The following is a 14,412-nucleotide window of genomic DNA, read 5'->3' as shown; positions in this document are numbered from 1 at the left end:
ACGCGGGCTCCGCTCGCACGAAGGCGTGGCGCGGGAGCGCGGTGCGGCTCGGCCTGATGGCCGTGCCCATCGCGTTCTTCGCGCTGTTCTTCGCCTACCCCGTCGCCGCGATCGTAGGCCGCGGGCTGAAGGTGGACGGCGTCTGGCAGTTCGGCCGGATCGGCGAGGTGCTGGCCCGGCCGGAGATCCGCGACGTTCTCTGGTTCACCACCTGGCAGGCGCTCGCCTCGACCGCACTGACCCTGCTGATCGCGCTGCCCGGCGCCTATGTCTTCGCCCGCTTCGACTTTCCCGGAAAACAACTGCTGCGCGCGGTCGTCACCGTGCCGTTCGTCCTGCCGACCGTCGTCGTCGGGACGGCTTTCCTGGCGCTTCTGGGACGCGGCGGGCTCCTCGACGAACTCTGGGGCGTACGGCTCGACACCACCGTCTGGGCCATTCTGCTCGCCCATGTCTTCTTCAACTATGCGGTGGTTGTACGGACCGTGGGCGGGCTGTGGTCACAGCTCGACCCACGACAGGAGGAGGCCGCCCGGGTGCTGGGCGCCGGACGGTTCGCCGCCTGGCGGCGTGTCACCCTGCCGGCCCTCGCGCCCGCCGTGGCAGCCGCCGCGCTGATGGTCTTCCTCTTCACTTTCACCTCCTTCGGGGTCGTACAGATCCTCGGCGGCCCGGGGTACTCCACGCTGGAGGTGGAGATCTACCGGCAGACCGCCCAATTGCTCGACCTGCCGACAGCCGCCGTGCTGACGCTGGTGCAGTTCGCCGCGGTCGGCGCGATCCTCGCCGTGCACGCGTGGACCGTACGGCGCAGGGAGACCGCGCTGAAGCTGGTCGACCCGGCACAGACCGCCCGCAGGCCGCGCGGTGCCGGGCAGTGGGCGCTGCTCTGCGCGGTGCTGCTGACCGTGCTCGTGCTGATACTGCTGCCGCTCGGGGTGCTGGTCGAGCGCTCGCTGGCCACACCCGGCGGCCATGGCTTCGACTACTACCGCGCCCTGCGGTCCGTGGACGCCGGCGGCGGTACGTTCCTGGTCGCACCGATCGAAGCGATCTGGAACTCATTGCAGTACGCACTGGTCGCGACCGTCATCGCGCTGGTCATCGGCGGGCTCGCCGCCGCGGCGCTGACCCGGCGTGCCGGTCGGCTCGTCCGCGGCTTCGACGCCTTGCTGATGCTGCCGCTCGGGGTGTCCGCGGTCACCGTCGGCTTCGGCTTTCTGATCACCCTGGACAAGCCGCCGCTGGATCTGCGGACCTCATGGATTCTGGTGCCGCTCGCCCAGGCGCTGGTCGGTGTGCCCTTCGTCGTACGGACCATGCTGCCGGTCCTGCGGGCGGTGGACGGCCGACTGAGGGAGGCGGCCGCGGTGCTCGGGGCGTCACCCCTGCGGGCCTGGCGGGAGGTCGATCTGCCGCTGGTGCGGCGGGCGTTGCTGGTCGCGGCCGGCTTCGCGTTCGCCGTGTCGCTCGGTGAGTTCGGCGCGACGGTGTTCATCGCACGGCCCGACCACCCGACGCTGCCGGTGGCCGTGGCCCGGCTGCTGGGACGGGCCGGGGAGCTCAACTACGGCCAGGCGATGGCCCTCAGCACCATTCTGATGGTGGTCTGCGCCCTCTCGCTGCTGCTGCTCGAACGTATCCGCACGGACCGATCCGGGGAGTTCTAGAGATGCTGACACTGGAATCGGCCACGGTTCGCTTCGGTGAGCGGGCGGCGCTCGACAGAGTGGATCTGGAGGTTGCCGAGCACGAGACCGTATGCGTACTGGGGCCGAGCGGCAGCGGCAAGTCGACCCTGCTGCGGGTGGTCGCCGGACTGCACCCGCCGGACGGCGGCCGGGTACTGCTGGACGGCGCGGACCAGGCCGGGGTGCCGGTGCACCGGCGCGGACTGGGCCTGATGTTCCAGGATCACCAGCTGTTCCCGCACCGGGATGTCGGCGCCAATGTCGCCTTCGGCCTGCGGATGCACGGGGTGCCGCGGCGCGATCAGGAGCGCAGGGTCGGTGAACTCCTCGACCTGGTGGGCCTGCCAGGAGCCGAACGGCGGGCTGTTGCCGCGCTGTCCGGCGGCGAGCAGCAGCGTGTCGCCCTCGCGCGGGCGCTCGCGCCGAGCCCGAAGCTGCTGATGCTGGACGAGCCGCTCGGCCAGCTCGACCGCGGCCTGCGTGAACGGCTCGTCGTCGAACTGCGCACGCTCTTCGGGCGGTTGGGTACGACGGTGCTCGCCGTCACCCACGACCAGGGCGAGGCGTTCGCCCTCGCCGACCGGGTGGTGGTGATGCGCGACGGGCGGATCGCCCAGGTGGGCACCCCACTGGAGGTCTGGCAGCGGCCCGCCTCCGCCTTCGTCGCCCGGTTCCTCGGCTTTGACAACGTGGTCGAGGCGACGGTGGCCGGCGTGGCCGCCGACACGGTGTGGGGCAGGGTGCCGGTGCCCAAGGGCTCGCCGCAGGGGGCGTGCGATCTGCTGGTACGCCCGGCCGGGGTCCGGATCGGCCCCCCGGACGGGGGGCTGCGCTGCACGGTCGGGACGCGTACGTTCCGGGGCAACCATGTCGCCGTACAGCTGACACCGGTGGGCGGTCCGGTCCTGGAGGCGGAGTGCGCGCTGCGGGACGCCCCACAGGAGGGTGCGACGGTCGGGGTCGGCTTCGACGCGGCGGAGACCGTCGTCCTGCCCGCCGTCTTCTGACCGGACGCTAGTGCTGCTCCGCGCAAGTTCGTGGAGGGGTCAGGCTGGCATGCCGTCGAGGTAGAGGCCGCAGGCGCAGTCCAGGCATTCTTCGGGGCTGCCGGAGGGGAGCCCGTGGGGGAGGAAGTTGTCCTGGTAGCTGCTTCGGCTAGCGAGGTAGAGGGCGAAGCCCCAGGTGTGCAGCATGCCGGCGAAGCGCAACCGGCACAGAGGCAGGTGCTCTCCGTCCTTCAACTCGCCGTCCACGTAGGCGAAGCCCGCCCGGAAACGGATATGGACCCGGTTCAGCTGCGGCCAGCGCTCGGCAGCGTGGGCGTTCAGCCGCTGCCGCAGGTGGTGCTGCATGGACTCGGGCGGGTCCTTTGGCACGGCCCCATCCTGCCGAACCGTGCCGCCTCCCCGCCATGATCACCGGTTGTGAGGGCGGGATCAGGGCGGGACGCGGCGGTGGCCGTGGAACTGGACGAGGAGTCGCGCGAGATGCTGCAACGGGTCGCCTCCTCAGCGAAAGCACAGGTGAGGCAGGCACTCCGGGCCCGGATCGTGCTGGCCGCGGCCGACGGAGCGGGCAACGCGGCGATCGCCCGCCGACTGGCGGTGTGCGTGAACACGGTCCGCAAGTGGCGCGGGCGGTTCGCCGAACGCGGACTGGAGGGGCTCAAGGACGCCGCCCGTTCGGGCCGGCCGCGCCGCTACGACGACCTGGTGCGCGTCGCGGTGGTCGCCGCGGCCACACGCATCCCGCCGGGACCTGACGCCACCTGGACCCACCAGGCGATCGCCGAGCACCTCGCGGGCACCGTCTGCCCGCCGATCTCCGCCTCCCAGGTCGGCCGCATCCTGGCCAGCATGGACCTCAAGCCGCACAAAGTGCGCGGCTGGCTCGCCCGGCGGGACACCCCCGACTTCTGGGACCGCGTCCAGGACATCTGCAGCCTCTACCGCGTCCCGCCCGCCGGGGCGATCGTGCTGTCCATCGACGAGAAGACCGCGATCCAGGCCCGCGAACGCAGCCACCCAGCCCAGCCGCCACAGCCAGGTCAGGCCGCCCGACGCGAGTTCGAGTACCGCCGCCACGGCACCGCCTCGATCGTCGCCGCCCTCGACACCATCACCGGGCAGACGCTGACCGAGACCATCCAGCGCAACGACGCCGCGACCTTCACCGCGTTCCTGGACCGGCTCGACCGCCTCCTGCCCCGCGACAAGGACATCCACGTGGTCCTCGACAACGGCTCGTCCCACACCGCCAAGCACACCAAAGCCTGGCTCGCCGCCCACCCGCGCTGGCACGTCCACTGGACCCCGCCCCACGCCTCCTGGCTCAACCAGGTCGAACTCGTCTTCTCGACACTGGCCCGCGCCGTCCTCCGGCACGGCGACTTCACCAGCAGGGACGACCTGATCGAGAAGATGGACGCCTGGATGATCCAGCGCAACGAACACGCCCGCCCGTTCCGCTGGACCTACCAGGGCACCCCGCTCACACAGGCGACCTGAGCCCCACGACCCGGTCCGCGGGTGAGCGCCTACCCGGGCAGGGCCGCTGTGAGGTCGACCTCGATCAGCTGTCCGGGGAAGCCGAGTTGGGCGACTCCCAGCAGCGTGCCCGCGGTGGTGAACGCCGGCCCAATGACCGATCCGGTCAGGCGCTGCCAGGCAGCACCCAGAACCGCCACATCGCCGCTGACCACATAGATCACCGAGCGGACGACGTGATCCGGACGGGAGCCCACCGCGCTCAGGGCGGCGGCGGCGTTGGCTGCCACCTGGTCGATCTGGGCGTCGAGATCACCTGGACCCACAAGCTCCCCCGAACGGTCGAGTGGGCACTGCCCCGCCAGGAACGCCGTCCGGCCCGCCTCCACGACGGTGATGTGGTGATACCCCGGAGGCGCATGGAGTTCGGCGGGGTTGATGCGTGTGATCTTGGAGGTCATGCGCGCGAGTCTGGCAACTCGGCTGACTCGGCGCACCAGGTTTTCGGCCGGCCCACCCCGTGGCCGGGCCTGCAAGCACCCGAAGCAACCCCACCCGCTCCAACACCGACCGTGAGCCCGACCCTCCACGAACTTGCGCGGAGCAGCACTAGTGCCGCGTCCGGCGGAGGGCGCGGCCACGTTCACTTGACCGGCCCAGCCGTATCCGGTGATCCCGCCCGGCGTTCCCCGGCGTCCGAAAGTGCCGGAGCCGCCTCACCGATCACACGCGTCGGGTCTGCGCAATGGTGTCTGTGCAAGCTGGAGGAGGATACGCGGCAGATCCGGAACGACTCCGAGAAGGACGGGAACAATGACTGAGTCAGCACGTGAGGGCATCGACATCACCCGCATCCTCGACGCCCCGCGGGAACTGGTCTTCGAAGCCTGGACCACGCCCGAGCGCTTCGCCGCCTGGTACGGCGGGGATGCCGAGGTGCCGCTCGACCGGGTGTCGATGGATGTCAGGCCGGGCGGCGCCTGGAGCCTGGTCATCGTGGTGCCGGGCACAGAGATGCCCTTCCACGGCGTCTACCGCGAGGTCGTCGCCCCCGAGCGGCTGGCGTTCACCCTGAAGGACGCCACCGCACCCGCCGACATCGACGGCGAGACCGTCACCGTCACCTTCACCGACCGCGGCGACAAGACCACCGAAATGGTCTTCGAGCAGCGCGGCGGCAATCTCACGGCCGAGCAGTACGCGGCGGCCGAGGACGGGTGGGAGGCCTTCTTCGACGCGCTCGTGGCCCGTCTCGCGTCTCTCTGAGCAGGCCTCGGCCTGCCCGCTCCCGGAGGCGACCGCGGCCGTCGAACGGGCTGCACGGGCGTGGCCGGGACGCGGCGTCCTCAGGCCGTCAGCGGCAGCGCCGCCAGCTCGGCGACCAGCCAGGTCAGCGGGAGGAAGACGACCAGCAGCGTGACGGCGCGCAGGGCCGTCGCGGCCCACCGCGCCGAAGCCGGGGCACCCAGCCGCAGCAGCGCCCGCGCCGTGCGGGTGTGGTCCTGCCTGGCTTCAAGCGCCGAGGTCAGCAGCGTCGCCGACGTACAGCCGAGGACGAGCACCGCGCCCATTGCTGTGAGCGGGCCGAAGGGGCGCGGCCCCGTCCCGTACAGCGCGTAGGCGGCGATCACCGCGGAGAGCACCGCACAGACCACACCGAGCGGCCCGCCGATCCGGCGCGCCTCGTCCATCAGCACCCGGCCGGCCAGCAGCCGTACGGCGCCGGGGCGCACCGCCTGCAGGAGCCGCCCGCAGAGATACGCCAGGCCGGGTCCGGCCATGGCCAGGCCGACGGCCGTCAGTGCCCACCCCGCCAGCACTCCGGCCGGGGTGGCGCCGAGCCCGCCGGGGAGCGGGAGCAGGCTGCGCCCGTCGCCGCGGCTCAGGTACGCCTCGACGGCGAGGCCGGCCGTGATCAGCGACACTCCCCACGGCAGCCCGGTCGGGGGCGCCGCCGGAGCGGGCGGCCGGTCCTCCGGCGTGTCGTCCGAGGAGCCGTCGTCCGGGACCGTTGTCGAGACCGGCCGGGCGCGAAGTGCCAGCCCGCTGGCCGTCGCAGCGGTCAGCGGGACCAGGGACAGCAGCACGAGCGCGGCCGCGAGCGGCAGCGGGGCGCCCGCGTCGAGCAGTCCTGCCGCCGCACCGTCGAACGGCAGCCCGGACAGGTCGCCGCGCAGATGCAGGAAGAACAGCAGGGCCACCATCGACCCGAGGGTGCAGGAGACGGCTGTGGAGACCGCGGCCAGCACAGTGAGCCTGAGCGGCCCGAGGCCCACGGCGGACAGCCCGGAGCGAGGCCGGGTGCTCGGGTCCGTACGGGCCACGGCCACCGCGAACTGCACGGTGGCGGCGAGCGGTACGAAGCACCACAGCAGCCGCAGCACGGCCGCGCTGGAGTGCGCCGGGTGCCCCAGTGCGTAGCCAAGGGCGCACAGCAGCAGGAAGCCGACCCCGGCGGAGGCGGCCGCGACCAGCAGCCGCCGCATCAGAACCAGCGGATGGGAACCCCGGGCTAGACGGAGAGCGAGCACGCCGCCCTGCCCTCCGCATCGGATACGGGCAGGGCGACGGTGGCGACTGGGCGGCCGTCCAGCAGCGGGACCGTACGGTCGGCGAGGGCGGCGACCTCCGCGTCATGCGTGGCGAGCACCACCGTGATGCCGTGTGAGCGGGCCGCGCTCGTGAGGGTGCGCAGCACATGCGTCCGGTCGCTGAGGTGCAGGGTCGCGGTCGGTTCGTCGGCGAAGAGCACCGAGGGTGAGGCGGCCAGTGCACGGGCCACGGCGATCCGCTGGCGCTGCCCCTGGAGCAGAGTGTGCGGTCGCTTCCTGGCGCACACGCCGATGTCCAGCCGCTCCAGCCATTCCAGGCCGGCCCGCTTCGCCTCCCGGCGCGAGGCGCCGCGCAGCAGCAGTGGAAGAGCCACGTTCTCCCAGGCGTTCAGCTCCGGCACGAGCTGGGGCTCGGGGGCGATCCAGCCGAACTTGTCGCGGCGCAGCCGTTCGCGCAGTCGCGGGCCCAGGGTGTGGACGGGGACGCTGTTGAACCACACCTCGCCCTGCTGGGGCACCAGTTGACCGGAGAGGCAGTGCAGCAGAGTTGTCTTGCCGCTGCCCCTGGGGCCGGTCACGGCGAGGATCTCGCCGTCGTGGACACCCATGGAGACTCCGCAGAGCGCGGGTGAGCCGTTGTGGGAGTGGCGCAGGGAACGCGCCCAGATCACGTCGTTGTCCGGCGGGTCCACCATGGCGTACACCTCGGTTCAGATCGTGTGTCCCGTCCCCCTTACGGGGGAACGAAGAGGGGCCGATCGGTCACTCGGCACCGTAAGGATTCGAACCGCGGTGTGGGCACAGCACACGGCCCGGGTGCGCTTCATCCCACTCGAATAGGCGCATCCGGGCCGTGTGGACCGTATGAAATGACCGCTGCAAGCCGGTCAAGCGGTGGTCAAGCCGCAGGGCCGTCCGGCGGACGGGCGGACAGGGTGACCGGCTGTCCGATCCGTGGTCGGTCAGCCGGTCGGACCGGTGGTCAGAGCTTGGTCCAGGCCTCCGTGAGGACGGTCCGCAGAATGCCCTCGATCTCGTCGAACGTCGACTGGTCGGAGATCAGCGGCGGCGCGAGCTGGACGACCGGGTCGCCGCGGTCGTCGGCCCGGCAGTACAGGCCGTTGTCGTACAGCGCCTTGGAGAGGAAGCCGTACAGTACGCGCTCGGTCTCCTCGTCGGTGAAGGTCTCCTTGGTCGCCTTGTCCTTCACCAGCTCGATGCCGTAGAAGAAGCCGTTGCCGCGGACGTCGCCGACGATCGGCAGGTCGAGCAGCTTCTGCAGCGTCGTGAAGAACGCGTTCTCGTTGTCCAGGACGTGCTGGTTGAGGCCCTCGCGCTCGAAGATGTCGAGGTTGGCGAGGCCGACCGCCGCGGAGACCGGGTGGCCACCGAAGGTGTAGCCGTGCAGGAAGGTGTTGCCGCCCTCGTAGAACGGCGCGGCGATGCGGTCCGAGACGATGCAGGCACCGATCGGGGAGTAGCCCGAGGTCATGCCCTTGGCGCAGGTGATCATGTCCGGCACGTAGCCGAACTTGTCGCAGGCGAACATCGTGCCGAGACGGCCGAAGGCGCAGATGACCTCGTCGGAGACGAGCAGCACGTCGTACTTGTCGCAGATCTCGCGCACGCGCTGGAAGTATCCGGGCGGCGGCGGGAAGCAGCCACCGGCGTTCTGCACCGGCTCCAGGAAGACCGCGGCGACGGTGTCCGGGCCCTCGAAGAGGATCTCCTGCTCGATCTGGTCGGCGGCCCAGCGGCCGAAGGCCTCCGGGTCGTCGCCGTAAATCGGGGCGCGGTAGATGTTGGTGTTCGGCACCTTGTGCGCGCCGGGGACCAGCGGCTCGAAGGGGGCCTTCAGGCCCGGCAGGCCGGTGATCGACAGGGCGCCCTGCGGGGTGCCGTGGTAGGCGACCGCACGCGAGATGACCTTGTACTTGGTCGGCTTGCCCTGGAGCTTGAAGTACTGCTTGGCCAGCTTCCAGGCGGTCTCGACGGCCTCGCCGCCACCGGTGGTGAAGAAGACCTTGTTGAGGTCGCCCGGCGCGTACTCTGCGAGGCGCTCGGCCAGCTCGACGGCCTTCGGGTGGGCGTAGGACCAGACCGGGAAGAAGGCGAGCTCCTGGCCCTGCTTGTACGCCGCCTCGGCGAGCTCGTGGCGGCCGTGACCGGCGTTGACCACGAACAGGCCGGACAGGCCGTCGAGGTAGCGCTTGCCCTGGTCGTCGTAGATGTAGGTGCCCTCGCCACGCACGATGGTGGGAACGGGCGCGTTCTCGTAGTCCGACATGCGGGTGAAATGCATCCACAGGTGGTCGTACGCGGTTCGGCTGAGGTCCTTGCTCACGGCTATCGGGTTCCCCACATGTAGGTCTGCTTCTTGAGCTTCAGGTACACGAAGCTTTCGGTGGAGCGCACACCGGGGATGGCCCGGATGCGTTTGTTGATCGTTTCCAGCAGGTGGTCGTCGTCCTCGCAGACGATCTCCACCATCAGGTCGAAGGAGCCCGCGGTCATCACCACGTACTCGCACTCGGCCATGGCCGACAGCGCCTCTGCGACGGGATCGAGGTCGCCGACGACATTGATGCCGACCATCGCCTGCCGACGGAATCCCACGGTCAGCGGGTCCGTGACGGCGACGATCTGCATCACGCCCTGGTCGAGCAGCTTCTGGACGCGCTGCCGCACGGCCGCCTCGGAGAGGCCGACGGCCTTGCCGATCGCGGCGTACGGACGACGCCCGTCCTCCTGGAGCTGCTCGATGATTGCGAGGGATACGGCATCGACTGCTGGGGACGATCCGTTCCCGGTCCTGGAGTCTGCGCTGCGACTGGCCACGCATCCACTGTGCACCGGGACTCGTCGGTCTGGCAAGCCCAGATCGATGAAATTCGTTGTTTGGAGGTCTTGATCTCACTGAATCCGAAGTTCTCGGCGGGTGGGCATGTCGAAAGCGACACCCGAGCGACTAGGCTGGTCACCTCATCCACTGGACGTGTCGACAGGAGGGGTGGTTGTGACCACCGAGGTGCGCCGTCTGCGCAACTACATCAACGGAGAGTTCCGGGACGCCGCTGACGGGCGGACCATCGATGTGGTCAACCCGGCGACGGAAGAGGTCTACGCAACCTCGCCGCTCTCCGGCCAGGCCGATGTCGATGCCGCGATGGACGCCGCCGCGGCCGCTTTCCCCGCCTGGCGCGACACCACGCCCGCCGAGCGTCAGAAGGCCCTGCTGAAGATCGCGGACGCCTTCGAGGAGCGCGCCGAGGACCTCATCGCCGCCGAGTCGGAGAACACGGGCAAGCCCATCGAGCTCACCCGCACCGAAGAGGTCCCGCCGATGGTGGACCAGATCCGCTTCTTCGCGGGTGCCGCGCGGATGCTCGAAGGCCGCTCGGCCGGCGAGTACATGGAGGGCCTCACCTCCATCATCCGCCGCGAGCCGGTCGGTGTCTGCGCGCAGGTCGCGCCGTGGAACTACCCGATGATGATGGCCGTCTGGAAGTTCGCCCCGGCGCTCGCCGCGGGCAACACCGTCGTCCTCAAGCCGTCCGACACCACCCCGGCGTCGACCGTGCTGATGGCCGAGATCATCGGCCAGATCCTCCCCAAGGGCGTCTTCAACGTCATCTGCGGCGACCGCGACACCGGCCGCGCGATGGTCGAGCACCCGACCCCGGCGATGGCCTCCATCACCGGTTCGGTGCGGGCCGGCATGCAAGTCGCCGAATCCGCCGCCAAGGACGTCAAGCGGGTCCACCTGGAGCTCGGCGGCAAGGCCCCGGTCGTCGTGTTCGAGGACACCGACATCGCCAAGGCCGTCGAGGGCATCTCCGTCGCGGGCTTCTTCAACGCGGGCCAGGACTGCACGGCCGCGACCCGCGTCCTGGTCCACGAGTCGATCCATGACGAGTTCGTCACCGCTCTCGCCAAGGCCGCCGCCGATACCAAGACGGGGCAGCCGGACGACGAGGACGTGCTGTACGGACCGCTCAACAACGCCAACCAGCTGAAGCAGGTGAGCGGCTTCATCGAGCGGCTCCCCGCCCACGCCAAGGTCGAGGCGGGCGGCCACCGGGTCGGCGAGAAGGGCTACTTCTACGCCCCGACCGTCGTCTCCGGCCTTCAGCAGGACGACGAGATCATCCAGAACGAGGTCTTCGGCCCGGTCATCACCGTCCAGAAGTTCACGGACGAGACCCAGGCCGTCGAGTACGCCAACGGCGTCGAGTACGCCCTGGCCTCCTCGGTGTGGACCAAGGACCACTCCCGCGCCATGCGGATGTCCAGGAACCTCGACTTCGGCTGTGTGTGGATCAACACCCACATCCCGCTCGTCGCCGAGATGCCGCACGGCGGATTCAAGAAGTCCGGCTACGGCAAGGACCTCTCCGCGTACGGCTTCGAGGACTACACCCGCATCAAGCACGTCATGACCTCGCTCGACGACTGATTCTTCGTCAGCTGCGGTGTACGGCCCCGGGCACGAGCCCGGGGCCGTTTCCGTTCCCGGTATCGGCAACAGCATCGACAGGGTGTGCGGACGGAGCGTGTACCGCTGGACGGTTGGTACATTGCCCGCGCCGTCGCCCGACCGGCATCCTGCGCAGGTGCGAGCAATCCCGAAGAACCCCATGTCCCGCCGGTCCCTGCTGCGCGCCTTCGGGGCCGGAGCGGCCGGTGTATCGCTGGCCGGCTGCGGAGTGCCCGCCGCCTATGTGGAGCCCGGTGACCGTGCCGGACGCGACACCTCGGCGAGCGACCACACCCTGCACTTCGCGAACTGGCCCCTCTACATCGACACCGACGACAAGACGTCGAAGCGGCCCACCCTCGACGCGTTCAGCAAGCGGACCGGGATCTCCGTCACGTACACCGAGGAGATCAACGACAACGACGAGTTCTTCGGGAAGATCAGCCCGGCGCTGATGAACCATCAGGAGACCGGCCGGGACCTGATCGTCGTCAGCGACTGGATGGCCGCCCGGTTCGTACGGCTCGGCTGGGTGCAGGAGATGGACCGGGCCAAGCAGCCCAACGTAGCCAAGTACCTCGATCCGCTGCTGCGTTCTCCCGCCTTCGACAAGGGCCGGACGCACAGCGTCCCCTGGCAGTCCGGGATCACCGGCATCGCGTACAACCGCAAGAAGCTCGGCCGCGAGATCAGGAGCCTGAGCGATCTGTGGGCGGACGACCTGAGGGGCAAGGTCACACTGCTGTCCGGGCTCGACGAGTCCTTGGCCCTTCTGTTGCTGGGCAACGGCGTCGACGTCACCCGCTGGAAGCGCGACGACTTCTACGAGGTGTGCGACCAGGTGGAGAAGCTGGTGAAGAAGAAGCACATCCGCCGCTTCACCGGCAACGACTACATCAAGGACCTGTCGACCGGCGATGTACTCGCCTGCCAGGCCTACTCCGGCGATGTCATCCAACTGCAGGCCGACAACCCGGAGATCGAGTTCGTGGTACCCGAGGAGGGGGGCGAACTCTGGGCCGAGTCACTCATGATCCCCAACCTCGCGCGCCACAAGCGCAACGCCGAGAAGCTCGTCGACTACTACTACGAGCCCGAGGTCGCCGCGGAACTGGCGGCCTGGGTCAACTACGTCTGCCCCGTCCCCGCCGCCCGCGAGGTGCTGGCCTCCTCCAAGGACGAGGAGACCGCCGCGCTCGCGGAGGAACCGCTGATCTTCCCCGATGAGGCGATGCGCAAGCGGCTGGCGATCGCCCGCGACATCACGTCCGAGGAGCGCCCCGATTTCGCGAAGAAGTGGAACTCCATCGTCGGGTTGTGACAGCGGCCCCGGGGTGGCGTAAGGGGCGCGTAAACATGGGCGTACGCTGCGGACATGATCGAGCGAAGAGCCCTGCTGAGGCGCATACGCGTGTGGTTGGTCTTCTTTATCGTCTGTCTGGTGCTGAGCGGGCTGACCGCCTTCCCGCTCGTCCATGAACTCCGCTGGGCCGAGGATCTGTTGAAGTCCTCGGCTTCTCCCGTTCCCGAGCACTTCCCGGCCCTGATGGAGTGGATCACCCGGGTCCGCACCGGTCTCGACGAGGCCGATGCGAAGTACCCCTTCGTGCTGTACGGCACCGACTGGCTGGCCTTCGCGCACCTCGTCATCGCGGTCGCCTTCTACGGCCCCTACCGCGACCCGGTCCGCAACATCTGGGTCATCGAGTTCGGGATGATCGCCTGCGCCGGGATCATCCCGCTCGCCCTGATCTGCGGACCGATCCGGGACATCCCCTTCTGGTGGTCGGTCATCGACATGTCGTTCGGGGTCTTCGGGGTGATCCCGCTGCTCGTCGTACGCCGCATGATCAAGCAGCTGGAGGCGCTGCCGCAGGAACAGCCGCTGGAGCCGGTGTCCGCTGCGACGGCCGTCTGAGAGCCTGTCGGATCACGCCCGAGCAGAGGTCACCCGACAGACTCCGAGTCACTCCCGCGTCGGGGCCCCGAAGGCGCTGACGATCAGGCCCATCACGACGTCGTTGGCGCCCTGCCCCTTCGCGTCCGTGGAATTCACGCTGTAGACGAGGGTGCGGGAGAGATCGCGGGTGCCCCCGATCCCGGCGTTGTAACCCCAGCGGCCACCGGTCTTGCCCCACACCCGGTGGCCGCCCAGCCGCCACGAGGTCAGGCCCGCGCTGTACGCCGCGGGTGCGTCGGACTCGTAGTCACGGACCGAGGGGCCGGGCAGCATGAACATCTCTTCCAGCAACGGCCCGCGCACCACCCGGCCGCGGAACAGGGCCTCGGTGAACCGCTCCAGATCGGCGGTGGTGGAGATGATGTCGCCCGCCGCCCAGCCGTCGGTCGCACCCCAGACGCTTACATCGCGCAGTCCGGTCGTGCCGTCGTCGAGCCTCATCCTCTGGTAGCCGTGGTTGTGCGGCCCGTGGATGCGGGGATCGGTGCCGGGGTACGAAGTACCGTGCAGATCAAGCGGTTTGAGTATGCGACGGGCGACCTCGCTCTCGTACGTGTGGCCGGTGACCCTCTCGATCAGCAGCCCGGCCACGGTGTAGTTGATGTTGAGGTAGTGCTGCCGCGTCCCGGCCGGGAACTCCGCCCGCTTCGCTGTCGCCGAGGCGACCATCTCGCGAGGGGTGTGGATCACGAAGCGGTTCTCGTACCACTCCTCCACGGTCGTGCCGGGCAGATCGGCGGGGGGCAGACCACTGGTGTGGTTCAGCAACTGGCGCACGGTGACCTTCTTGTACGCCGCCGGGATAAGCTCCGGAAGATAGGCCCGCACCGGCCGGTCCAGGTCGAGCCTCTTCTCGGTGGCGAGCTGGAGCACCGTGGCCGCCGTGAAGACCTTGGTCACCGAACCGGCCCGGAACCGGGCATCCGGGTCGGCCGGGCGGCCCGACCTCACATCGTGGACGCCGGAGCTGCCGCGCCAGGCACCGGAGGTGCCCGAGACCCTTACCAGCGCGGCCGTCGCGGTGTCGCCCGGCAGCCCGGCGATGGCAGCGGCCAGCGCCTTCGCGTCCGGAGTGCCGAAGGCCGGCGCCTTTGCCGCGGTGCTCGTGGCGGCGGGCCTCGGGGCGCTTGCGGCCAGGGCCGCAGCGGCCGGGCCCGCCGCGATACCGAGGGCCAGGGCGGTAGCGAGGACGGTGCGGGTGCGGGCGTTCATCGTGGTGCCTCCGGGGCGTGGAATCCATGACGGC

14 protein-coding genes are annotated in these 14,412 nt (G+C 69.8%); 7 read left to right on the top strand and 7 right to left on the bottom strand.

Going from position 1 to position 14,412, the window contains the following annotated elements:
• Positions 1–56: 56 nt before the first annotated feature.
• Both ACH4EW_RS22195 and ACH4EW_RS22190 read left to right on the top strand, forming a co-directional pair.
• Positions 57–1,670 carry an ABC transporter permease gene (locus ACH4EW_RS22195; RefSeq protein WP_398259565.1) on the top strand — a complete coding sequence of 538 codons (1,614 nt, stop codon included), beginning with the start codon at positions 57–59 and terminating at the stop codon, positions 1,668–1,670.
• A gap of 2 nt (positions 1,671–1,672) precedes the next feature.
• Complete coding sequence (locus ACH4EW_RS22190) at positions 1,673–2,698, top strand: ABC transporter ATP-binding protein (RefSeq protein ID WP_398259411.1); 1,026 nt, start codon at positions 1,673–1,675, stop codon at positions 2,696–2,698.
• A gap of 39 nt (positions 2,699–2,737) precedes the next feature.
• Here ACH4EW_RS22190 and ACH4EW_RS22185 read toward each other — a convergent pair whose 3' ends face one another.
• Complete coding sequence (locus ACH4EW_RS22185; protein WP_398259409.1) at positions 2,738–3,067, bottom strand: hypothetical protein; 330 nt, start codon at positions 3,065–3,067, stop codon at positions 2,738–2,740.
• Positions 3,068–3,115: 48 nt separating this feature from the next.
• On the opposite strand from ACH4EW_RS22185, the gene ACH4EW_RS22180 reads away from it, so the two are divergent.
• Positions 3,116–4,198 carry an IS630 family transposase gene (locus ACH4EW_RS22180; protein WP_398259407.1) on the top strand — a complete coding sequence of 361 codons (1,083 nt, stop codon included), beginning with the start codon at positions 3,116–3,118 and terminating at the stop codon, positions 4,196–4,198.
• Between the two features lie 29 nt (positions 4,199–4,227).
• Here ACH4EW_RS22180 and ACH4EW_RS22175 read toward each other — a convergent pair whose 3' ends face one another.
• Positions 4,228–4,638, bottom strand: a complete 411-nt coding sequence (locus tag ACH4EW_RS22175) for a RidA family protein (RefSeq protein ID WP_398259405.1) — start codon at positions 4,636–4,638, stop codon at positions 4,228–4,230.
• A 352-nt stretch (positions 4,639–4,990) separates the two neighbouring features.
• Here ACH4EW_RS22175 and ACH4EW_RS22170 point away from each other — a divergent pair, with 352 nt between their 5' ends.
• On the top strand, positions 4,991–5,443 hold the full coding sequence (locus tag ACH4EW_RS22170; protein WP_398259403.1) for an SRPBCC domain-containing protein: 453 nt from the start codon (positions 4,991–4,993) through the stop codon (positions 5,441–5,443).
• An 80-nt stretch (positions 5,444–5,523) separates the two neighbouring features.
• Here ACH4EW_RS22170 and ACH4EW_RS22165 read toward each other — a convergent pair whose 3' ends face one another.
• From ACH4EW_RS22165 to ACH4EW_RS22150, 4 genes are all read right to left on the bottom strand, one after another.
• The gene (locus ACH4EW_RS22165; RefSeq protein WP_398259401.1) at positions 5,524–6,708 is read right to left on the bottom strand and encodes a hypothetical protein; all 1,185 of its coding nucleotides are present in this window, start codon (positions 6,706–6,708) and stop codon (positions 5,524–5,526) included.
• Positions 6,690–7,424 carry an ABC transporter ATP-binding protein gene (locus ACH4EW_RS22160; RefSeq protein WP_398259399.1) on the bottom strand — a complete coding sequence of 245 codons (735 nt, stop codon included), beginning with the start codon at positions 7,422–7,424 and terminating at the stop codon, positions 6,690–6,692. Before ACH4EW_RS22160 ends, ACH4EW_RS22165 begins: the two co-directional genes overlap by 19 nt.
• 287 nt (positions 7,425–7,711) lie before the next feature.
• Positions 7,712–9,091 (bottom strand): aspartate aminotransferase family protein, encoded by a 1,380-nt coding sequence (locus ACH4EW_RS22155; protein WP_398259397.1) that lies wholly within the window; start codon positions 9,089–9,091, stop codon positions 7,712–7,714.
• Entirely contained in the window at positions 9,076–9,567 is a 492-nt protein-coding gene (locus tag ACH4EW_RS22150) for an Lrp/AsnC family transcriptional regulator (protein ID WP_398259395.1), read from the bottom strand. Before ACH4EW_RS22150 ends, ACH4EW_RS22155 begins: the two co-directional genes overlap by 16 nt.
• Positions 9,568–9,745: 178 nt before the next feature.
• On the opposite strand from ACH4EW_RS22150, the gene ACH4EW_RS22145 reads away from it, so the two are divergent.
• The 3 genes from ACH4EW_RS22145 (at position 9,746) to ACH4EW_RS22135 (ending at position 13,124) form a co-directional block, all read left to right on the top strand.
• Positions 9,746–11,185 (top strand): gamma-aminobutyraldehyde dehydrogenase, encoded by a 1,440-nt coding sequence (locus tag ACH4EW_RS22145; RefSeq protein ID WP_398259393.1) that lies wholly within the window; start codon positions 9,746–9,748, stop codon positions 11,183–11,185.
• Between the two features lie 181 nt (positions 11,186–11,366).
• Entirely contained in the window at positions 11,367–12,527 is a 1,161-nt protein-coding gene (locus ACH4EW_RS22140) for a PotD/PotF family extracellular solute-binding protein (protein WP_398259563.1), read from the top strand.
• Between the two features lie 54 nt (positions 12,528–12,581).
• The gene (locus ACH4EW_RS22135; RefSeq protein WP_398259391.1) at positions 12,582–13,124 is read left to right on the top strand and encodes a hypothetical protein; all 543 of its coding nucleotides are present in this window, start codon (positions 12,582–12,584) and stop codon (positions 13,122–13,124) included.
• Positions 13,125–13,172: 48 nt separating this feature from the next.
• Here the strand turns inward: ACH4EW_RS22135 and ACH4EW_RS22130 are convergent, their stop codons facing one another.
• Entirely contained in the window at positions 13,173–14,378 is a 1,206-nt protein-coding gene (locus tag ACH4EW_RS22130) for a serine hydrolase domain-containing protein (RefSeq protein ID WP_398259389.1), read from the bottom strand.
• Positions 14,379–14,412: the final 34 nt, after the last annotated feature.

Source organism: Streptomyces sp. NPDC018000, from assembly GCF_044328025.1.
In the GTDB taxonomy this organism is placed as follows: Bacteria; Actinomycetota; Actinomycetes; order Streptomycetales; family Streptomycetaceae; genus Streptomyces.
The sequence above is the reverse complement of the archived record's forward strand: the minus strand, read 5'-3'. Positions and strand labels throughout refer to the sequence as shown.